This window comes from Amorphoplanes digitatis (genome assembly GCF_014205335.1).
GTDB lineage: Bacteria > Actinomycetota > Actinomycetes > Mycobacteriales > Micromonosporaceae > Actinoplanes > Actinoplanes digitatus.
Map to the genome: position 1 here is coordinate 4,634,275 of NZ_JACHNH010000001.1, position 20,019 is coordinate 4,654,293.

The following is a 20,019-nucleotide window of genomic DNA, read 5'->3' on the forward strand; positions in this document are numbered from 1 at the left end:
GTCACGGTTTCCCGGGCTCCCCGATGGACGCCTGGTAGACCTCGGCGTAGGTGCGTGAGTCCTTGATCAGGTCGTCGCAGAAGGCCGCGACGTCGCTGCCGATGAGTTCGAGAACCCCCTTGCCGGACGCGGCGCCGCCGGCGAAGAAGTCGACGATCCCGGGCAGCAGGTCCCCGTCGATCAGGTCGACCGGCCCGACCTTGAACAGGTACCGCTGCATCTCCTGGTAGACGATCCGGTAGTCCGGCGGCAGCGCCTTGACCCGGGCCACGTGCGCCCGCCACTGCCGTTTGCCCTCGATGATGTCCTGGATGCCCACGTCAGCCTCCCAGCCGGCCGAGCCTGCGTGCCACGTTGTCGTTGAGCTGCGCGCGCCACCGGTCGCGATAGGTCCGGGCGCCCGCCCCGCCGGCCAGCGCCGCGCAGAAGCCGGGTATGTCGTCGCCGAGCACCTCCTGGATGCCCTGCCCGTCCGCCGAAGCCTCTTCGAGCAGCCCCAGGGCCGCGTCGAGGATCGGGGTCAGGTTGCGGCCCGTGAAGTCCCCGTACGGGATGAGGTTGCCCTTGATCTGCTCCCAGGCGGCCCGGTAGCCGGCCGGCAGTGCCCGCGCCCGGGCGTCGAAGGCCTTCCATTGCCTGGTGAGGTCGCTGCCGGTGATGGTCTCCCAGAAGCTCACTTCCCACCCTCCCTGAGCCTGTCGATGCGTGACGAGACGTACTGCCACTTCGCCCAGAACGTCGCGAGTTCCGCGCGCCCGGCGTCGTTGAGCGCGTAGAACTTGCGCGGCGGGCCGACCTCGGACGGCCGCTTCGTCACCTGGACGAGGGCGTTGCGCTCCAGCCGCAGCAGGATGGTGTAGACCGTGCCCTCGATGACGTCGGCGAAGCCGAGCTCGTTCAGCCGGCGCGTGATGGCGTAGCCGTAGGTCTCCTCGCCGCCGATGATCTCGAGCACGCAGCCTTCGAGCGTGCCTTTCAGCATCTCCGTCAGATCCTCCATCGCGGCTCCCCTCGCCCTGGTACCTCGTACCACCGAGTACCGGTACAACGTACCACCGAGTACCGCTATGCGGTAGCACCGAGTACCGGCGCCGATTCGGGGGGGGGGTTGCCGACGGTCGGCAACGAACGACGCGGTTTGTCACCGTCACGGGACATGGTCGCCGGGCGACAGGACGCCGATGCTTGAGGCAGGCCGGTTGCTTCTCCCGGCCCGGGCAGTTCGAGGAGGTGTTGACATGCAGTGCAAGGTCAGCGACAGGACGAGGCACGCGTCGACGGTGCCGATGGAGCTGCTCCGCGGCATCCTCGAGGAGCGTTACGCCGTGGACACCGGCCGGCTGACGCGGATGACGGTGCACGCCGTACTGCCGTCGGGCCCCGGCCGTGACGTGCGCACCCTGGCCCTGCACACCGTGTCCGTCCGGCAGCGGCTCGCCGAGACGGCGCAGGCGCTCAGGCGGATGTCCGAGGGCACCTACGGCCGCTGCGAGGACTGCGACAAGGCGATACCGCTCGGCAGGCTGCGTGCCACGCCGCACGCCGCTCGGTGCGCGCCCTGCGAGAGCCGCACCGCATTCGCCACGACGGAGCGCCGGGCGTCCTGAGGCATCGCCGGGTCAGGCCGGAGCCGGCAGTGGTTCCTGCGGCCAGTTGAGCACCTTGGCGCCGAGCACCGCCGCCTGCAACGTGAACCGGTGCGCGGGGTCGGCCGGGTCGTATCCGGTCAGCTTCCTGACCCGGTCGAGGCGGTAGGTGACCGTGCGCACCGACACGTGCAGGCGCTTCGCCGACTCGGTCGCGACCGCGCCGGTCTCGAAGTAGGCGTGCAACGTGTCGAGCAGCGGCCCCGCTCCCCCACGGGCCCGGGCGAGCGGGCCGAGCGCGGCCTGCACCAGGTCGACGATGGCCGGCTGGTCGCGCAGCAGCACGCGGTAGATGAGCACGTCCTGCGCGTTGACGACCGGGGTGTCGGAGTCCAGCCTGCCCGCCATGGTGAGCGCCTCCCGGGCCTCCTCGTAGGAGCGGGCGATGCCGTACAGGCCGGGGTAGGGCCGCCCGACGGCGACCCGCCACGGCTGTCCGCGGGGCAGCCGGCTCAGCTCGCGGTGCGTGAGCCGGCCGAGTTCGCCGGCCGCCGCACCGGCATCGGCCGGGGCCAGCACGACCAGCAGGCCGTCCTTGGTGGCGACGAGCACGTCGCGGTCGCCGAGCCGGTCGAAGACGACCGCCTCAAGGGCGCTGATCGCCGCGTCGGCGTCCGGCAGGCGCCGGCTCGGCGCGGCCAGCACCACCTGATGGACCCGGGCGAGGTCGAGCCCGAACGGTTCGGCCCGCTCCACGAGCGTGCCCAGATCGGAGTCGCCGCGCAGCAGGTCGTCGATCAGCTCCCGGCGCAGCGACTCCTCCCGGCGCACCAGGTCACGGCGGGCGATCGCGTAGCCCTCGGCGAGATTCGCCACCGCGTCGTCGACGACCTGGAGCATCGCCGCCGCGGCCGCGCGCACCGCCGCCCGGTCACGGTTGCGCACCGCCATCGGCAGGTCGTTCCACAGCCGCCGCGCCGCGGACAGGTAGAGCCGCACCACCCGGCCGGCGGACACGCCCTGCTCGGCGGCGCGGCGGCCGAGCAGGGCCACCGCGTCGAGCTCGCGGCGCTCGGCCTGTCGCCCGTACGTCGCGGCGTCGGCCAGCAGGCGCAGGTAGTCGCCGAGCAGCTCCACCGGGACCCCGCCGGCGTCGTCGCTCGCCCCTTGCGCGACCCCGGTCAGCCAGGCGTCGTCCGGTTCCGGTGTCACGGGCCGCCGCTTGCCGCTCCGCCGTCCGCCGTCGCTCACCGCGCTCGCCTCTCATTGCCGACAAACGGCAGTTTAGACCCACCTTGCCCGGCCGTTGTGGCCGTAGCCAGGCAAACCGGCGCCTCAGAGCCGGGAGGCGACCTTCTTGGCGAGCTCGACGACGACGGCGACGTCGCCGGCCGGGTCGGCCGGGGCCTTGTCGTAGAGCCGCGACACGTTGACAAGCTTGTTGTCGATGACGAACCGGACCTGGGTCGTCGGCGGGCCGACCGTGCCGAGGTTGTCGGCCTCCACGGAGACCGCGGCCTCGCCGACCCCGCTCACCGGCTTGGAGCCCGTGCTGCCGATGTTGTCCCCGCTCTGCTTGGTCTCGTACTGCTGCACAATCACGTACACCTTGAACGGCACCGCGTCGTCCTTGGCACCGAAGATGCAGTTCGAGTTCGTCATGCGGACCGGGTTGTCGATCGTGGTCGAGCCACCGGCCGGCTTGTCGGCGGCACCGCCGAAGGTCTCCTTCAGCTCGGCGGCCGTCAGGAGCTTGCAGGCGTCGACGTCGTCCAGCTTCATCGCGGGAGCGTCCTTGGCGGCGGCGTCCTTGGCGGCGCCGGCGGCGACGGGCTCTTTCACCGGGTCATCCAGCAGGGCGCAGCCCGGCAGGGCCAGGGTCGCCGACAGCAGGGCGCCGCAGGCACCGACCTTGTGGAATGTCACAGTCCGTCTCCGTCCGGTTCATGGTCGCTGGTGGACCAGCGCCGGCAGGCAAGCTAGCAACCGGTGATCCATGACCGGGATATGGCGAATGGCCTATTCACCTGCCGTGATCCGGCGGTCGCTGAAGTGCGGGCGCCCCGAACGGGGCGCCCGCACACCATCAGTTCCAGGCGCAGTGGATGTGTGTCGCGTGATCCGCGTCGTCGCCCGGTCCCCGGATATCGGTCGCGCCGTACGCGGCGCAGGCGTTCCGGAAGGTCTGGTTGAGCGAGTTGGACGTGTTGACCGGGTTGTTGTTGATCCGGTCGATGTCGAAGGCCCTCCCGAAGTAGTGCGGTGAGTTCGAACTGTGGTCACTTCCGGCGATCGCGGTGATCCGGAAGCTGAGGCCGTTCACCAGGTGGATGCGCAGGATGGCGTCCAGCATCGCGCGCCGCAGGGTCACGTCGGTCCGTCCGACGTCGCTGAAGGTACTGGTCCGGGCCGGCTGACCGTTCGCGACGTCGACGATGTTCTGCCGGGCCGTCGACGGCGGATCGACCTGCTTGCCCACGTGGAAGTCCAGCAGGCCGATGCCGGGGATGTCCCGGATGAAGGCCGCCGGGTTGTAGGCCGGCAGGCCGCTGCCGAACTCACCCGAGCCCACCGACACCTGGAGCGTGGGCGTGCCGAGACCGTTGCAGGCGGACAGGTAGCGCTGCGGCGCGGCGAGGGCGAAGCAGCCGCCCCACGGCGCACCGTTCAGGGTCTGGAGTATGAGGTCGAACCCGATCTCCAGCACCCGGCCGCCGTCGAAGAGCCGGCCGTCGATCAGCACGGCGCCCTGGCTGCCGCCGTAGTAGGAGTTGTAGAACTGGAACACCGGCGCCGCGGCGATGACCTGGTTGCTGGTACCGACCCCGCCGGTCCGGTCGATGAGGTACGCCTGACCGGCACCCGCGAGGTAGAAGTTGCACAGGACCTCGGCCAGGTAGTCGACCCGGGAGAACGCGGTGCCGTTCGGGGTGACCAGCCGGCTGATGTAGGGCACGCAGACCGGGCCGGTACCCGGCGGGTCGTCCGGCCCGGCGTTGACCATGCGCGGGGCCGGGCCGGTGCGCGGCTTGCCGAGCGTGATCCCCTGACCGGCCGGGGTGCCGGCCAGGGAGCGGCCCTTCTCCGTGTGCACGCCCTTGGCCGGGGTCGTGGTGGACACCCCGGGCGTGGCCGCCGCGGTGCGCCCGGGCAGCTTCGGCGCGCCCTGGTCGGCGGCCGGGCCGGCCTGCGCCGCGCCGCCCGTGAGTGCCAGGGCGAGAGCAGCCGTCAGCGCCAGTACGCCGCCGGTCCGCAACCGTCTCAGTGATCGCATGTCGTCCCCTTCGCGAGGTTGGCTGTTCCCGCAAAGGTGTCGGTCCACACTGGACCCTGACTGGACGCCGGCTGTACGCGCTCAGGACGTGCGGCGGAACGTGGCGTCGGCGCGGCCCGCGGCGGTCGTGATCGGGTCGATCCTCAGTTGATAGTTGCTGTGCCGTACGTAGCGGTCGGGGAAGTTGTACGACTGGAACGAGGACCAGGCGGCGTCCGCCAGCCCGGCGACCTGACGGAAGGTGGCGTCCTGGCGGAACGTCGCGGACCCGTTGTTCGGCTCGAGCCGCAGCACGTAGTTGTTGTGCCGCAGGTAGTAGCCCGGGAGGTTCACCGATTCGAACGAGACGGCGGCGCCGTCGGCCAGCCCGGGCACCACGCGGAACTGGGCGTCCAGCGCCGGGCTCACGTTCGCGTCGATGCGGGCGCTGAAGGACTGGTGGCGTACGTATCGGTCCGGGAAGTTGAAGGACTGTATCCGCTGGACGGTGACCGCTCCCGGGTTGCCGAGCTCGCCGGACGGGCCGGGCAGGACCGTCGCGGTGGACACCGGGATGCCGAGGCTGGGCGTGCCGTCCGGGTTCCAGGAGATCCGCTGGGCGCGGCTGGTGCGGGTGGTGCCGCAGCCCTGCGAGGCCGAGTCGTTGGCGTGGTAGACGATCCAGTCCTCGGCGCCGTCGGGAGACTTGAAGAACGCGTGGTGCGCCGGGCCGAACACGCCGTTCGCGTCGTTGCGCTGGAACAGCGGGTTGGCGAGCTTGGTCCACGAGCCGCGGCTCAGCGGGTCGGAGCCGGTGAGCTCGAGCGCTCCGATCTTGTAGTCGGGCGTGCCGCAGTAGCTGGCGGAGTAGGTCAGGAACGTGCGGCCGTCGCGTTGCAGCACGTACGGGCCCTCGTTGACCGGGTTGCCCACCCGCTCCCAGGCGTAGGTGGGCTCGGAGATCAGGGCGCCGAGTGCCGCGGGCGTCCACGGATTGGTCAGGCGGGAGACGAAGAGGCTCTGCAGTCCGCCGTTCTCGAAGCCGCTGTTGTTGTTGAACGCGGAGAACACGAAGTAGTTGACACCGCCGACGGTCATCACGCTGCCGTCGATCGACCAGCCGTTGTTCGGCATCAGGACGAGCGGGCCCTTGTAGGCGTACGGCCCCATCGGGTCGGTGCCCGCGCTCTCCAGCACGTGCTGGCGTTGCCCGCCGCAGCAGGCGGCCGGGCCGGCCGAGTAGTACAGGTACCAGCGCCGGCCGTTCGGCCCGTCGAGCAGGTGCAGGCTCGGCGCCCACATGTTGGACACCGCGTTCGGCTGCGACATCGTGAACACCGTCGTCTCGGCCGCGGTGCGCAGGCCGGCGATGGTGGAGGCCTTCCGGATGTAGATCCGGCCGGTCCAGGTCGTCGCCGCGTAGTAGTAGCTGCCGTTGTGGTAGCCCAGCCAGGGATCGGCGCTGTTTGGCGTGCCGACGATCGGATTCTGGAAGGACGCTCCGGGCGCGGCGCCGGCCGGAGCGGGTGCCACGACGAGTGCCGCCGCGGTCAGCAACGCGATGGCCATGGCTCGTAGACGCATGCGGCTCCTCGCGGAATTGTTAACGGTCACATCGATGTCGGGGATGTTACGAGACATCGACACGCCTCACAAGACTCCCTTGACGAGGCGCCGGTGCGGCATGCATGTTAACGGTCACACCGCACCCCTCCCCCGTACCCGAAGGAAGACGCCGATGGATCTCCCCGCCCGCATCCGTCGCCGGATCATGGCCGTGCCCGTCCTGGTGGTGATGCTGCTGGCCGGCTTCGCCGCGCCGGCGTCCGCCCAGTTCATCACCGTTCGCAACCCGGTCATCTCCCAGCGCGCCGACACCGCGATCTACAAGCACACCGACGGCTTCTACTACATGACCGCCTCGGTGCCCGACTACAAGCGCGTCGAGCTGCGCCGCGCGACCACCCTCCAGGGGCTGGGCACCGCCGCGACGGCCAACGCGTTCGTCGCGCCGTCCAGCGGGGCGCTCAGCGGCTGGATCTGGGCGCCCGACATCCAGTACGTCGACGGCGCCTGGTACATGTACTTCTCGGCGTCGCCCGGCACCGCGCGCTTCGATCAGCGGCTGTACTGGATCCGCAACACCTGCGCGAACCCGATGACCTGCGCGTGGAGCGCGCCGGCGCGGTTCAACACCGGCTGGGAGTCGTTCCAGCTCGACGCGGCGTCGTTCGTCAACCGCGGCGTCCGCTACTTCGTCTGGGCGCAGGACAGCCCGTCGACGAGCTTCAACAGCCACATGTACATCGCCCGCATGAACGGCCCGACCGCCATCACCGGATCCGCGGTGGAGATCGCCCGGCCGACCGTCGCCTGGGAGAAGGAGGGCGTCGCCGGTGTCGTGGAGGGCCCGTCGCCGCTGGTGAAGAACGGCAGGGTCTACATCGCCTACTCGGCCTCCGCGACCGACTCCCGCTACAAGCTGGGCCTGCTGTCGTCCTGGGACAACGTCGACCTGCTCAACTCCGCGTCCTGGTACAAGCACCCCAACCCGGTGTTCCAGACCGCCAACGGCGTGTACGGGCCCGGCCACGGCAGCTTCACCGTCGCCGAGGACAACACCACCGACATGCTCGTCTACCACGCCCGCGACTACGCCACCCCCACGCCGGACGCGCTGACCGACCCGAACCGGCACACCCGCGTGCAGCAGCTGTTGTGGCGCGAGAACGGCGACCCGTTCTTCGGCCAGCCGATACCCAGCACCGTCACCAACCCCGGCATCCGCGGCCAGCACAGCAACCGGTGCGTCGACAACTACAACCGCGACACCACGCCGGGCGCCCTGGTACGCCTCTACGACTGCAACGGCGGCACCGCGCAGCAGTGGGAGCTCACCTACCGGGCGGGCACCTACTACGAGATCCGCAACCGCAACACCGGCACCTGCCTGGAGGACCTGAACTCAAGCACCGCCTCGAACGCCGACGTCGGCCTCAACGCGTGCAACTCCTCCACCGCGCAGCAGTGGACCGCCCAGGACCGCGGCAGCGGCTGGTTCTCCCTGCGCAACATCGCCGGCAACATGTGCCTGGACAACTACGAGTGGAACGCCGCCAACGGCGCGCGCCTGTCCCTGTACGCCTGCAACGGCGTGGCCGCCCAGCTATGGCGACTGGGCTGACCCGCACGGGGCGACCATCAGCGTCCCGGCGCGCCCTGGGCTTCCACCCGCTCCAGCTCAGGGTCGCGCAGACCGACTGTGTCAGTGGTCCAGAACGCCTCGGGATAGACCAGCCGGCCGACCATCCACGGCTGGTACGACGAAAGAAGCGCCACCTGGAACCCCGGGTCCGGGATGCGCGTCGAGGGCCGGTCGAACCCGAGGGCGGAGGCGGATCTGAACCCGCGGCGTCCGTAGTAGTCCGGGCTGCCCTCGAGGAAAACGGCCGGCGCGCCACGATCCCCGGCGGTCTCCAGCGCCGCCGCGACCAACGCGGTGCCGACGCCGTTGCGCTGGAGGTCGGGACGTACCGACAGCGGGGAGAGCACCACCACCTCGACCAGCTCGCGTCGAGCGTCCACCCAGCCGCGCGAGAGACCGACGTGCCCGACCAGCTCCCCGTCGACAACAGCGACCAAACTCGCCCGAGCCGCTCCGCCGGCCCGCAGAGCCCGCATCATCTGCACAACGCGCCCGTCCGTTGGCTCGCCGAACGCCGCCGAGACGACCCTCTCGGCAGCCGTCTCTTCGGCCGGCATCACATCACGGATCTCCATGGCGCGACCGTAGTGTCAGTGGCCGGCCGCCGCACCGCAGTTTCTCGGGCCCGTTGCGTGACGCACGACGATCGACATGGATCTCGACTGGGCCTCCCGGCAGATGGCGACAGCCTCCGCCCCGAGGGCGATCGCGGCCGCCGGCTGCCCCGCCTCGTCCAGCCGCCTTGCCTGTTCGCGCAGCAGGAAGGCGTGGTAGGGCAGGAACCCGGAACGGTTGGTCCCGCGCCAGCTCCACGGCCTCGTGACCGGCGTCGAGCGCCGGCCCGAGGCGGCCCGTGGCGGCGAGCTGGGTGGCGAGCAGATCCAGCGCCCGCGCCAACCAGGGCAGGTGGACGGCACGATTCTGAGCCGACAGTTCGCGGCGCAACCGTACGGCCTCTTCGTACAGTCGCCGCTTCTCCTCGCCGGTCTCGGTGAGGAAGGCCTGGTTCCAGTCCACGGGAGCACCTTGAACCGATCAAGCTCGACCGATGGGCCCGCCGGGATCGGCGGGCCCTGGGCTGGTCAGGTGAAGGCCTTGAATTCCAGCAGGCCGACCGAGCCGGTGCCGCTGTTCAGGACGGCTCGTAGGCGGGTGGTGCTGATCTGGCCGAAGGTGGCCTGGTTGTACTGGTTGATCGCCACCGGGTAGCCCGAGGCCGACGGCACGGCCACGTACGCCGTGCCGTTCCAGTACTGGAGGCTCCAGGAGGCGGGCAGGCGCACCCCGCCGTTGTCGTCGAAGAAGTAGAGCTGGGCCGAGGTCAGGGTCTGCGCCGCCGGCCAGGTCAGCTCCGCCCACTGCTGGCCCTGCTCGGGCCAGGTGCCCCAGCGCGGGTTCACCGTGTCGTTGGACGAAGGCGGGTCGACGCCGTCGTTGAGCGCCGCGACGCTTTCCCACGCGGAGGTGTACGACGCGGTCGGCGTGGCCGCCGGCGCCAGGTTCTGGCCCGGCTGGGGGCCGGGGTCGGGGTCGGTGGTGCCGCGGCGGTAGAGCTTCAGCTCGGTCAGGCCGGTCTTGGCCGAGCCGGTCGGCTGGGTGAACTGGATACGCAGCCGGGTGGTGCTGACCGCGCCGAACGTCACCTTGTTGTAGTTGGACTGCGGTGTACCCGGCGACTTGACCTGGCTCGCGGCGTTCACCCAGGCGCTGCCGTTCCAGTACTGGACCGTGTACGCCGACGGCGGCCGGTACCGGTTGCCCGCCCGGTCGTTGCGGAAGTGGATGCGGGCCTCGTCGACCGTCTGCGCCGTTCCGAGGTTGACCTCGTACCAGTCCGTGGCGTTCGGGGTGCCGTAGCTGCCCCAGATCGGTGCGTTTGTCGGCAGGCCGTCGACCGCGGCGGCCGTGGTGGTGCCCGAGGTCGTGTACGACGCCGAGGTGGCCTTGCCCTGCGCCAGGTTCGGGGTGGTCGAGGTCAGGTCGACGCCCGCCTTGGCGAAGATGTCGACCATGCGGGCGCTGGACTGGTTGACGTTCTGCGGCGCCTGTAGCCCGGAGAAGGCCGCGTTGTACGTGACCGTTCCGGTGCCCGCCGGGAAGGTGACCGCACCGGTGGCCGGGTTGTAGACGAACCGGGTGAGTCGGTCGACGGTCGCCACCCGGGTGCCGTCGAGGTAGACGGAGTAGCCCTGCGGTACGCCGGTGTAGCGGGTCACGCCGTCGGCGGGGTCGTCCCAGACGACGGAGAGGTTCGCGTTGCGGTAGCGCAGGTTGTTGACCGCGAAGTGCGACCAGCCGATGTTGATCGGGGACAGCTCGATCTGGGCGTCGTTGCGGGGCCGCAGGCCGGCGACGTCCTCGATGACGGTCCAGTTGCTGCTGCCGAGGATGTTGTGGTGGATCCACGAGCGGTAGGTGATGGCGCTGCCGTTCCAGTCCGCCCAGAACTCGTTGGCGTCGGGCCAGCGGGTGTCGCCGCCGACGTACTGCGCCCAGGTGTTCCAGTAGAGCAGCTTCTTGTAGTCCTCGGCGCTCATCCACTCGTTCGGGTAGTTGCGCAGCACCGAGGAGTACAGCCGGAACTGCACCGTCGAGTTGATGGTGGAGAAGTTGTTGCTGCCCGGGTTGCCGGCCGCCGCGGCGGCGGCCTTGTCGCGCTGGTTCGCCGTGTAGAACGGGAAGATCGGGTAGTCGGCCGGGTCGGCGAACAGCCGCAGGGCCTCGCGGTACTCGGCCGTGTTCGGCATCAGGCCGACCGAGTACGGGTAGTAGTTGTTGATCTCCTTCCAGGGCACGTGGGTGTTGGTGGACACGTGCTTGTGCTCGAGCAGCCGGCGGCTCGGGTTCCACAGGGTGCCGACGACGCCGGTGCGGATCCGGTCCGCGAGGGCCTGCATCTCGGTGGCCTTGGTGGTGTTACCCATCAGGGAGTACGCGTCGCGGGCCGCGTTGGCGGCGGACCACACGTAGGCGGTCTCCGCCCGGTCGAGGTTGCCGGCCCGCCAGTGGAACGAGACGGCGTCGGCGTCGTTGCCGGTCATCGCGCCCCAGTCGTACTCGATGACGCCGTTGTTGTTGGTGTCGTACGTGGCGAGCTGGCCCTTCGCGTCGCCCTCGGCGTACCGGGCGAAGTTCTGCAGCATGGCCGGCTGCCCGCCGTGGATCTGGTATGCGCGCCAGGCCGCCTCGGCGATGTACTGGGTGTAGGAGTTTGACCAGTTCTCCGGGTCGCCCGGGTTGTCCATGAACCGGCCGCCGGCCGACGACTGGCCGACCGCCAGGTACGGACCGTAGGAGTACTCCGGGCTGCGCAGGTACTTCAGGTCGTCGATGTGCATCGGCTGGGTCAGCGCGATCGCGTTGTTGTACCCGGTGGCGCCCTCGACGGACTGCGGGAACTGGAAGTCCTGCCCGGGTATGTCGACGTCCAGGTAGTTGAAGCGCATCAGCCACCAGCGGTAGTAGATGTTCTTCTTGATCGCGGCGTCGGGCACGTCGATGTAGGGCACGTTCTGCGCCCACCACCGGTTGTAGTCGCGCACGTGGGTGGCGAACGCGGTGGCCGGTGCGTACCCGCGGTAGGCGTTGTACTCGGTGAGCGACTGCGGCACCTCGTTGGCGACGAGGCCAAGCTGCACCTTCGTCGTCACGGTCTGGCCCGCGGCGACGGTGACCGACCGGGTCAGTGCGCCGCTCGCGGCGGCGAAGCCGTCACCGGAGAACCGCGGGTAGAGCGTCGTCAGGTTGTTCTTGACCGCCCGGGTACCGGTCAGCTCGGTGCCGCTGCCGGTCGTCGCGTACGGGGAGACGGCGCTGAGCTGCACGGTGGCCGACGCGGTGCCGGTGTTGACGACGGCGAGGTTGGTCACCAGCACGTTGTTGTGGGTGATGAACTTGGTGACCTCCAGGCGTACCGAGCCGCTGGTGTGGACGCTGCGCCAGTGGCTGGGCGTCTGCTTGCGCTGCGCGGTCTGCTCGGTGAACGTGCCGGGCGACGCCGTCACCGCGTACGCGTTCTGGCTGCTGATGTTGTCCCAGTAGGCCGCGTTTCCGCCGAAGCCGATGACGGCCGGGTTGTGGGTGTACATGAACGCGCCCCGGCCGCGGGTCATCAGCAGCGTGCCGGCCGGGTCGCTGCCGGTACGCGCCAGCAGCCGGTCCATCCAGAAGTCGGTGCCGGAGCTCTCCGCGTCGTAGATGGCCTGCATGGTGTCGCCGGTGGAGTAGCCGACCGGTGGCGCCGGGATGGTGCCGCCGGTGAAGGTGGGATAGCCGATGGTCTGCGCGGCGTGCGCCGCCGTCGCCAACGGGACGTTCAGGGCGGCGGTGACCAGCAGGGCGGCCACGCCGTAGGCCAGGGGCCGGCGGTTCATGACTGGAACGCCTTCCATTCGAGAAGACCGGTCGACAGGCCGCTCTTCGAGGTGATGGACAACCGCAGCCGGGTGGTGCTGATCGTCCCGAACGTGGTCACGTTCTCGGTGTTGCCGGCGACACCACACCCCGACTGATTGGGTACGGGCACATAGGCGCTGCCGTTCCAGTACTGCACCTGGCAGGAGGCGGGCAGGTCGATGCCCTGGTCGTCGTCGAACCAGTAGGCGGCCGCCTTGTTGAGGGACTTGGCCGACGGCCAGGTGTACTCGACCCACTGGGTGCCCTGCTGCGGCCAGTTGCCGTACGCGAGGTTGGAGCGGTCGGCCGAGCCCGCCGGCGTACCGCCGTTGTTGATCGCCGCGAGGTTCTCCCACGGCGACACGTACGAGGTGGAGGCGGTCGCGGACGGCGCGATGTTGGTGCCCGAGCCGCCGCCTGGAGTGCCCGGGTTGGCCGGCGGCCCGGTGGTGGTCTGCGTGACCTGCTGGATGGTGCCGTCGGCGTTGAAGTACATCCGGTCGACGGCCACCGAGCGGCGGAAGTTGCCGCCGCCGGGCGCGTTCGCGTTGTGGTAGACCAGGTACCACTGGCCGTTGAACTCGACGGCGCCGGCATGGTTGGTGGTCGACGAGACCCGCCCCAGCACGATGCCGCGGTGGGTCCACGGTCCGAGCGGGTTGGTCGCGGTCGCATACCGCTGGCACGCGTACGCGGAGTCGGTGACGCAGCCGTTGGTGTCGTTCGCGGCGTACATCATGTAGTACACGCCGTTGCGTTTGAACATCCAGGGGGCCTCCCAGTAGTTCGTGAGGCCCTGCGGGGTGATGACCGAGCCGACCGTGTCGATCATGTTCGACGCCAGCCGGACCGCGCGGGGCGCCCAGTAGCCGCCCCAGTACATGTATGCCTGGCCGTCGTCGTCGACGAACACGGTCGGGTCGATGTTCAGACCCGACGAGTTCGCGGTGCTGTCGCTGATCAGCGGGCCGCCCTTGGCGTCGGTGAACGGCCCGAGCGGGCTGTCGCCCACCGCGACCCCGATGTTCATCCAGCCGGCGCCGTTGCCGTTGATCGAGGTGTACCAGTAGTAACGCCCGTTGCGCGGCTCGACCTCACCGGCCCAGGCGTCCGCGCCGGCCCAGCCGAACGTGGCGATGTTCGCCTTGGCGCCGTGCTGGGTCCAGTTCGCCGCGTCGGTCGACGACAGCACGTGCCACTCGCGCATGACGAAGTTGCTGGTGCCGGTCGGCGCCTCGTCGCGGCCCGCGTAGATGTACATGGTGTTCCCGACGACCAGGGGCGCCGGGTCGGCGGTGTAGATGTTCGTGACGATCGGGTTCGCGGCGTGTGCCGGCACGGCGACCGCGGCGACCGCGGTGACCAGCCCGCACGCGGCGGCGAGCCACTTCCTACCTGACATGCTGTCTCCCTCGCTGGCTTACTGGAGTTGGGCGAGCTCGGCGGCCGACAACGCCCGGCTGTAGACGCGGAGGTCGTCCACGGCGGCGGCCAGGTACGGGTCGCCGGCGTACTGGGAACGGCCGATCCAGTTCTGGGTGGTGGTGCCGAGCGCGGACGGGCGGACGGTCAGCGCGCTGTTGCGGGCGACCTCGGCGCCGTTGACGTACAGGACGCCGAGGTTGCCGGCGTGCGTGACCGCGACGTGCGTCCAGGAGCCGGCCGGCAGGGCCGCCGGCGCGTCGATGCGCTGCTCGGCACCGGAGCCGCCGCTACTGATGGCGTACCGTGCGGTCCCGGCGCCGCTGCGCGCGGTGAGGAACATGTACGCCCCGGTGCCGGCGCCGAAGTCGAAGAGCCGCGCCCAGGTCGCGACGGTGTCGAGCCGCACCCACGCGGCGACGGAGAACGCGGCGGCGCCCGCGAGGATGCCGGTCGGCAGGCTGACGTGCGCGGTGGTGCCGTTCAGCAGCACGGCGTTGCCGGTGCGGCCCGTCGTGCGGCCCGCACCGCCGGACAGGGTCGCCGTCCGGCCGTTGCCGGTCGCGTCGGTGGCGGTGCTACCGGAGGCCTCGTCGAACGGGTAGTGCGCGACGAACGCGGGCAGCGGCGGCGGGGTCGAGGCGACGTTCCAGTAGACGGTGTAGCGCTGACCGTGTGTCAGGTAGAACGGCCGCAGCAGCACCGAGCCGGCCGTGTACTCCAGCGGGTTCGTGGTGGGCCGCAGCGCGGCGGGGTCGAGGGCGGGCAGCGCGGCCAGGTCGGTGGTGCCGTATTGGCCTGCGAGCACGATCGGGCCGTGCCGGACGCTGCGCACCGCCGGGTTGTCCGGCGTGGACTCGACGGCGAGCGCCATCGGCAGGCTGATGTCGACGGTGTCGCCGCTGCTCCAGGTCCGGCTGACCGCCAGGTACGTGCCGGGTACCGCGGTGCCCTGCACGGCCCCGTTGACCCGGACCTCGGCGCCGGCGGCCCAGGACGGTATCCGCACACGCAGGTCGATCGCGCCGGAGCCGGTCACGGTCAGGCGGCTGGACGGCGTCTGCGGGTACGCGGTGTCCTGCCGGACGGTGATGCCGCGCCCCGGCCAGGTCAGGGTAGAGGCGATGAACAGGTTGACGTACAGCGTGGTGCCGTTGTGGAAGTAGACGCTGTCGCCGAACTTGGTGTTGGTCTCCATGCCGGTGCCGTGGCAGCAGGTGAAGTTGTTGTAGTCGTTGCTGTACGTCTTGATCCCGCCGGCCCGCAGCGGCACGTAGTAGCAGTGGTGCCCGTGCGTGGACGCCGGGTTCTGTGCGCCGAGCAGGTGGTTGTAGAGCGCCTTCTCGTAGAAGTCCATCAGCTCGGCGGCCCGGCCGGGTTCGGTGAAGAACAGCTGGCGGGTCAGCTTGAGCATGTTGTAGCTGTTGCAGCACTCGCAGGTCGAGTCGGACAGCTCCGCGGCGATCCGGTCCGGCGCCTTGAAGTACTCGCCGTTGGAGTTGCCGCCGATCGCATACGAGTGCCGGCGGGTCACGAAGTTCCAGAAGTTGACGGCGATGTCGCGGTACCGGGTGGTGCCGGTGGCGTGATAGGCGCGGATGGCCGCGAGCGCCTTGGGTATCTGGGTGTTGGCGTGGAAGCCCGCCAGCGCGTCGAAGCCGGCGGCGAGGGGATCCAGCACCTGTGAGTGGTCGAAGTACTGCGCGGTCGTCAGGTGCGCGGGATTCTCGCTGAGCTGGTAGAGGTTGACAAGCGTCTCGCCGATGCCGCCGAACTCGGTGCGCAGCAGCTGCTGGCGCTGGTCGTAGGTCAGCCGGCTGTTGCGCGACTGCACCCAGGCGGCCTTGCGGGTGAGGATGGTCAGCGCCTGTGCGTTGCCGGCGAGCTGGTGCATGTCGAGCAGGCCCGCCACGATCTTGTGCAGCGTGTAGTAGGGCGCCCAGACCTGCTGCCCGCTCTCCAGCCGGTCGAAGAAGCTCTCCGGGTACGCGGAGAGGTAGCCGTTTGCCCGCTGGCAGAGCCCGAGCTGGGCGACGAGGTGGTCGCCCTTCGACCGGTACGCGGCGTCGCCGGTGCTCGCGTAGGCCTGGGCAAGGGCGGTGAGCACGTGGCCGATGGAGTGTCCACGCAGCTCGGTGCCGGGCGACTCCCAGCCGCCGCAGGGCGTCGCGGTGGACGACAGGCCTGCGGTGACCCGGAACATGTGCAGCAGCCGGTCGGGGTCGAGGAAGGACAGGTAGGCCTGTGTCCGTGCGGCGCCGGCCTGGAACGGCCCGCTGCCCAGCCGGACCGCGGTGAGCGGGAACGCGTACGCGGAGACGCCGGTGTCCGGGCGGGCGTACGCCGCGGCGGGCGCCAGGGCGGTACCGGCGGCGACCGCACCGGCGGTGAGCGCGCCGCTCTTGAGGACGGTCCGGCGCGACAGGGGCGGGAGATTCATGCTGGCGCCTCCTTATGCATGGACAAGGGTCGATATGTGAAACCGAGGTCCGCCCCGCCGTCGACAGGATGGGGGATCAGATGAAGGCCAGCGTTCCTGACGAAAACGTTTTCGGCAAGATGTTCTGCGGGTTAAGGAATTGAGACATCTGAAGCGGAGTGTGCTGCTTACATGCACAACAGACGCGGGACCCGGTACCGAAAATAGTTTCGGTAGCGGGTCCCGCGCCTGCCGGTCGGGCGGATCACCAGTTCTTGTGCTGCACCTCGCCCAGGCCGCAGAACGTGCAGCCGGCGCTCAGGAAGTCCGTCGTGCGGCGGAACTCCTCGTCGCCAAGATGCCACCGCAGCCACGCGGTGATGATGTGCTGGGCGTTGCGGGTGGCCATGATGTGGTCGGTGCCGCGAAGCACGTTCATCCACACCGGTACGCGGGTCGCGGTGTAGTCGCGCCGCACGTTCGAGGTCGCGAAGTCGTCGTCACCGCCGATGTAGAGCGCGGGCTTGCGCAGGTTGGCCGGGCCGTTGCCGTCGAACGAGCCGCCGGCCACGTGGATGGTGGTCGCCAGCCGGGGCTCGGCGGCCACGTCGAACGTGCCGATCGAGCCGCGGGAGTGACCGCCGAACGCCACCTCGGCCAGGTCGAGCCGCTGGTACAGCGGGCCGCCCGCCCGGCGGTTCTCGCCCTCCAGCCAGTTCAGCGCGGCGACCATGTAGTCGCCGCTGCTGGAGGAGACCTCGCTGTAGACGACGAAGCCGTGCGAGGCCCACTGCCGCAGCATGTCCTCGTAGGCGGCGGGATCGCTGCCCGCGCCCGGACCCCAGACCAGGATCGGGTGGTCCAGTCCGTCCTGACCGAGGTTCGCCGGGCGCACCAGCCACCCGTCGCCGCCCGGGCCGGAGCTCTGGTCGACGGTCACCGCGAACGGTCCGGGCCTGGTCACGTCGCTCACCGGCGGCAGCGAGCCGCCCGGCGGTTCCGTACCGCCGCCGTCGCCCCGCACGATCACGTCGTCCACGGTGAGGGTCTCCAGGGCACTGCTCGCGTCGAGCGAGAAGCGCAGCCTCAGGTCGCGACCCTCGACCGACGACGGCAGGTCGAACGCCACCGCGCCGGCGGCGGTGCGGCTCGACTCCAGCGCCGTGAACGCCCCGCCGCCGGCCGAGTACGCCACCGTGAAGGACTCCCCCGAGTCCAGGCCGGACGCGGTACGGGTGTACGACACCGACAGCCCGCGGTATCCGGCCAGGTCGATCGGCGCGGACGTGAGGGTCGGGTCGGTGAACAGCGCTCCGGCCAGCCGCGCGGCGCCACCGGTCACGGTCACCGAACCGGTGGAGCCGAACGACCCGAGGCCGCCGGAGAAGTCCTCGCTGAAGATCGGCGTGGCAGCGAAGGCGGGTGGCGCGAGGAGTGCGACGAGCACGCCGAGGGTGGTCACGGTGCCGCTGATCATGTCCGGCATCCCTTCTGATCGGTCTTCATCGATCAGAACAGCGACCACCGCCGTCCGGGACCGGCGAAATCACCGGCGCTGCCGGGCGCGTATTCTTCGGCCGTGGGGCTGCGGTTCGAGACGCGTCGTTCCGACTCCGCGTGGGTCGATTCCGTGTGGACGTGCACCAGCGAGCGGGTCACCGCGATGACCTCCGTCGCGGGGCCGCGGTGGGGCCTGGTGTTCTGGGAGCAGGACGGCCGGGCGCACGCGGACGTCACCGGCCCCGAGACCCGGACCGGCACGGCGCCGGTCCCGGAGGGCGCGACCTTCACCGGCATCGAGTTCGCCGTGGGTACCTCGCTGCGTGCCGTGCCCATGCCGGCGCTCGTCGACGGTGGCATCGGGCTACCCGACGCCACGCGCCGGACGTTCCGGCTGGACGGCGGGCGCTGGGAGACGCCCGGGCCCGACGACGCCGAGGCCCTGGTGGAGCGGCTCGTCCGGGCCGGGATCGTGGTCCGTGACCCGCTCGTCGCCGCGGTGCTGCGGGGGCACCGCCCGGCGGTATCGGGGCGCACGGTCGAACGCCGGTTCCGCGCCGCGACCGGGCTGACCCGGGGCGCGGTCCGGCAGATCGAGCGGGCCCGCACGGCGGCGGAGCTGCTGGCGGCCGGTGACCCGGCCGCCGACGTCGTCGCCAAGCTCGACTACTTCGACGAGCCGCACCTCGCCCGGGCGCTGCGCGCCTACGTCGGGCGCACCGTCGGGCAGCTGCGCGAGGGCGGCGGCGGGCCGATCGCCCTCGACCTGGATCAGCGCCTGACGTCGTAGACCAGCTTGAGGATCCCGTTCTTGTAGCTCTCCGACTCCCGCAGCGTCAGCATGTACTTGTCCCGGTCGGCCCGGCCGAACAGGCTCTTGCCCGCGCCGAGCAGCACTGGGAAAACGAGCAGGTTGTACTGGTCGATCATGCCCTCGTCCGACAGCCGCCGGGCCAGCTCTGCGCTGCCGTGAATGAAGATGGCGCCGCCCTCGCCCTCCTTGAGCGCGGCCACGTCCGCGGTGGACCGCAGGATCGTCGTCGGACCCCACCCGTCGACGAGGGCGTCGTCGGGCAGCGTCGCCGACACCACGTACTTGGGCAGCTCCTTGTAGCCGGCGTGGTCCTCCGAGCCGGGCCAGAACGGTGCGAACGCCTCGTAGCTGCGACGTCCGAACATCAGTGCCGTCGTGTCGGCGAGCTCCTCACCCTTCAGCGACCAGGCCTCCGGGACGAACTCGAGGTCGTTGACCACCCATCCGCCGCTGCGGTGCCCCTCCGCCGCCCCGCCGGGCGAGTCCACGACGCCGTCGAGCGACATGAAACCGGTGTAGACCAGGTCACGCATTGTGCTGTCCCCTCATTCTCGGCGAGTTACCAGATCCACGCTAGATCGCGACCACGGCAGCAGTCTTGGACGGAAACGACAGCGCGCGCACCGCGGCCGTGAACACGCTGCCTTCGGATCGACCTCGCGCTGCATACTGTGCGGCATGCGCGTATGGGTGACGGATCTACTCGCTGCCTGGCGCGGCGAACGCCTCACTCTGTCCTCTCCGATGCCCTTCGAGGTGCTCCGCCAATGGCTGTCCGGCAATCCGTCCTACCGAGCCGGTGACACCATCTGGCGGGAAGCCGCGAGGTTGAATTCCAGGAGCATGTGGCGACCGGTGCTGCGAGGCCGACTTCTTCGGACCGACTCCGGTTCCGCGTTTATCGGTGTCGTGGGTTGCGACCCGGTCCTCAAGCTGGTGAGCTGCTGCCGGCTCGGGGCGTTCGCCGGAATGCTCCTGACGGGCACGGTGGTCGCGGTCTGGTCGGCGGTGCACGCGGACCGGCACGCGGCCGGGCCGGCTCTGGCCGTGTCCGCTCTCGGCCTGTTCGGGGTACTCACCAGCCTCGCGAGCATTCTGGTCGGCTATCGCGAAACCCGCGAACAGGCGGCCTACCTCCGCTCCTGGATCACCGGCCAGATGAATACGCCGTGGTACCAAGGCCGTCGAACGGCAGATCAGTGAGTGACGGGCATTCCGGTGAACACGGCTCTGAGCCACGTTCTGAGCAGTAACGTGATGCATCCGGCGGCTCGTCGCCGTCGCGCCCTGGATGTTGAGTGCCGGGCGGCGGACGCGGAGTGTGCACTCGTCTCATAGCACGGTTGAGATGACGTCAACGGTACTGACTTTCATCGAGACATATTGATCTAATGGCCTCATCGTGCGCCCTTCTCGATCGCGAGG

The 20,019-nt window shown here is 70.1% G+C and carries 17 protein-coding genes; 4 read left to right on the forward strand and 13 right to left on the reverse strand.

Annotation, left to right across the window (positions count from 1 at the left end; genetic code table 11):
* Position 1: 1 nt before the first annotated feature.
* From BJ971_RS20335 to BJ971_RS20345, 3 genes are read right to left on the reverse strand one after another with little or no spacing between them, the layout of a single operon-like run.
* On the reverse strand, positions 2-319 hold the full coding sequence (locus tag BJ971_RS20335; protein ID WP_184994835.1) for a DUF1048 domain-containing protein: 318 nt from the start codon (positions 317-319) through the stop codon (positions 2-4).
* 1 nt (position 320) lies between these two features.
* Complete coding sequence (locus tag BJ971_RS20340) at positions 321-677, reverse strand: DUF1048 domain-containing protein (protein ID WP_184994836.1); 357 nt, start codon at positions 675-677, stop codon at positions 321-323.
* Positions 674-1,000, reverse strand: coding sequence for a PadR family transcriptional regulator (locus tag BJ971_RS20345; protein ID WP_184994837.1), 327 nt, complete (start codon positions 998-1,000; stop codon positions 674-676). The genes BJ971_RS20340 and BJ971_RS20345 overlap by 4 nt, the downstream gene beginning before the upstream one ends.
* 238 nt (positions 1,001-1,238) lie before the next feature.
* Between BJ971_RS20345 and BJ971_RS20350 the strand changes: the two genes are divergently transcribed.
* Positions 1,239-1,607 carry a TraR/DksA family transcriptional regulator gene (locus tag BJ971_RS20350; protein WP_184994838.1) on the forward strand — a complete coding sequence of 123 codons (369 nt, stop codon included), beginning with the start codon at positions 1,239-1,241 and terminating at the stop codon, positions 1,605-1,607.
* A gap of 12 nt (positions 1,608-1,619) precedes the next feature.
* Here BJ971_RS20350 and BJ971_RS20355 read toward each other — a convergent pair whose 3' ends face one another.
* The 4 genes from BJ971_RS20355 to BJ971_RS20370 all read right to left on the reverse strand — a co-directional run bounded on the left by BJ971_RS20355 (position 1,620) and on the right by BJ971_RS20370 (position 6,423).
* Positions 1,620-2,798, reverse strand: coding sequence for a PucR family transcriptional regulator (locus BJ971_RS20355; RefSeq protein ID WP_184994839.1), 1,179 nt, complete (start codon positions 2,796-2,798; stop codon positions 1,620-1,622).
* A gap of 123 nt (positions 2,799-2,921) precedes the next feature.
* Positions 2,922-3,512: a hypothetical protein gene (locus BJ971_RS20360; protein ID WP_184994840.1), complete on the reverse strand. Its 591-nt coding sequence runs from the start codon at positions 3,510-3,512 to the stop codon at positions 2,922-2,924.
* Between the two features lie 160 nt (positions 3,513-3,672).
* Complete coding sequence (locus BJ971_RS20365) at positions 3,673-4,860, reverse strand: hypothetical protein (protein ID WP_184994841.1); 1,188 nt, start codon at positions 4,858-4,860, stop codon at positions 3,673-3,675.
* Positions 4,861-4,941: 81 nt separating this feature from the next.
* Complete coding sequence (locus tag BJ971_RS20370; RefSeq protein WP_184994842.1) at positions 4,942-6,423, reverse strand: family 43 glycosylhydrolase; 1,482 nt, start codon at positions 6,421-6,423, stop codon at positions 4,942-4,944.
* 154 nt (positions 6,424-6,577) lie between these two features.
* Here BJ971_RS20370 and BJ971_RS20375 point away from each other — a divergent pair, with 154 nt between their 5' ends.
* On the forward strand, positions 6,578-8,023 hold the full coding sequence (locus tag BJ971_RS20375; RefSeq protein WP_239087366.1) for a family 43 glycosylhydrolase: 1,446 nt from the start codon (positions 6,578-6,580) through the stop codon (positions 8,021-8,023).
* 17 nt (positions 8,024-8,040) lie between these two features.
* Here the strand turns inward: BJ971_RS20375 and BJ971_RS20380 are convergent, their stop codons facing one another.
* The 5 genes from BJ971_RS20380 to BJ971_RS20400 form a co-directional block, all read right to left on the reverse strand.
* Entirely contained in the window at positions 8,041-8,619 is a 579-nt protein-coding gene (locus BJ971_RS20380; protein WP_203709226.1) for a GNAT family N-acetyltransferase, read from the reverse strand.
* A 507-nt stretch (positions 8,620-9,126) separates the two neighbouring features.
* Positions 9,127-12,417, reverse strand: coding sequence for a discoidin domain-containing protein (locus BJ971_RS20385; protein WP_184994843.1), 3,291 nt, complete (start codon positions 12,415-12,417; stop codon positions 9,127-9,129).
* Positions 12,414-13,841 carry a family 43 glycosylhydrolase gene (locus BJ971_RS20390; protein ID WP_184994844.1) on the reverse strand — a complete coding sequence of 476 codons (1,428 nt, stop codon included), beginning with the start codon at positions 13,839-13,841 and terminating at the stop codon, positions 12,414-12,416. Before BJ971_RS20390 ends, BJ971_RS20385 begins: the two co-directional genes overlap by 4 nt.
* Positions 13,842-13,859: 18 nt before the next feature.
* Entirely contained in the window at positions 13,860-16,301 is a 2,442-nt protein-coding gene (locus BJ971_RS20395; RefSeq protein ID WP_184994845.1) for a beta-L-arabinofuranosidase domain-containing protein, read from the reverse strand.
* A 244-nt stretch (positions 16,302-16,545) separates the two neighbouring features.
* On the reverse strand, positions 16,546-17,757 hold the full coding sequence (locus tag BJ971_RS20400; protein WP_184994846.1) for a poly(ethylene terephthalate) hydrolase family protein: 1,212 nt from the start codon (positions 17,755-17,757) through the stop codon (positions 16,546-16,548).
* A 102-nt stretch (positions 17,758-17,859) separates the two neighbouring features.
* Between BJ971_RS20400 and BJ971_RS20405 the strand changes: the two genes are divergently transcribed.
* Positions 17,860-18,570 carry a helix-turn-helix domain-containing protein gene (locus tag BJ971_RS20405; protein WP_184994847.1) on the forward strand — a complete coding sequence of 237 codons (711 nt, stop codon included), beginning with the start codon at positions 17,860-17,862 and terminating at the stop codon, positions 18,568-18,570.
* Here BJ971_RS20405 and BJ971_RS20410 read toward each other — a convergent pair.
* Complete coding sequence (locus BJ971_RS20410; protein ID WP_184994848.1) at positions 18,552-19,127, reverse strand: dihydrofolate reductase family protein; 576 nt, start codon at positions 19,125-19,127, stop codon at positions 18,552-18,554. The genes BJ971_RS20405 and BJ971_RS20410 overlap by 19 nt on opposite strands.
* Positions 19,128-19,272: 145 nt before the next feature.
* Between BJ971_RS20410 and BJ971_RS20415 the strand changes: the two genes are divergently transcribed.
* The gene (locus BJ971_RS20415) at positions 19,273-19,797 is read left to right on the forward strand and encodes a hypothetical protein (protein WP_184994849.1); all 525 of its coding nucleotides are present in this window, start codon (positions 19,273-19,275) and stop codon (positions 19,795-19,797) included.
* The last annotated feature ends 222 nt before the right edge of the window (positions 19,798-20,019 follow it).

What these genes read in the sequence shown, in the direction of transcription:
- BJ971_RS20345 (WP_184994837.1), bottom strand. Translation starts at nt 1,000, where the DNA reads ATGGAGGATCTGACGGAGATGCTGAAAGGCACGCTCGAAGGCTGCGTG.
- BJ971_RS20350 (WP_184994838.1), top strand. Translation starts at nt 1,239, where the DNA reads ATGCAGTGCAAGGTCAGCGACAGGACGAGGCACGCGTCGACGGTGCCG.
- BJ971_RS20365 (WP_184994841.1), bottom strand. Translation starts at nt 4,860, where the DNA reads ATGCGATCACTGAGACGGTTGCGGACCGGCGGCGTACTGGCGCTGACG.
- BJ971_RS20370 (WP_184994842.1), bottom strand. Translation starts at nt 6,423, where the DNA reads ATGCGTCTACGAGCCATGGCCATCGCGTTGCTGACCGCGGCGGCACTC.
- BJ971_RS20375 (WP_239087366.1), top strand. Translation starts at nt 6,578, where the DNA reads ATGGATCTCCCCGCCCGCATCCGTCGCCGGATCATGGCCGTGCCCGTC.
- BJ971_RS20380 (WP_203709226.1), bottom strand. Translation starts at nt 8,619, where the DNA reads ATGGAGATCCGTGATGTGATGCCGGCCGAAGAGACGGCTGCCGAGAGG.
- BJ971_RS20385 (WP_184994843.1), bottom strand. Translation starts at nt 12,417, where the DNA reads ATGAACCGCCGGCCCCTGGCCTACGGCGTGGCCGCCCTGCTGGTCACC.
- BJ971_RS20390 (WP_184994844.1), bottom strand. Translation starts at nt 13,841, where the DNA reads ATGTCAGGTAGGAAGTGGCTCGCCGCCGCGTGCGGGCTGGTCACCGCG.
- BJ971_RS20395 (WP_184994845.1), bottom strand. Translation starts at nt 16,301, where the DNA reads ATGAATCTCCCGCCCCTGTCGCGCCGGACCGTCCTCAAGAGCGGCGCG.
- BJ971_RS20400 (WP_184994846.1), bottom strand. Translation starts at nt 17,757, where the DNA reads ATGATCAGCGGCACCGTGACCACCCTCGGCGTGCTCGTCGCACTCCTC.
- BJ971_RS20410 (WP_184994848.1), bottom strand. Translation starts at nt 19,127, where the DNA reads ATGCGTGACCTGGTCTACACCGGTTTCATGTCGCTCGACGGCGTCGTG.
- BJ971_RS20415 (WP_184994849.1), top strand. Translation starts at nt 19,273, where the DNA reads ATGCGCGTATGGGTGACGGATCTACTCGCTGCCTGGCGCGGCGAACGC.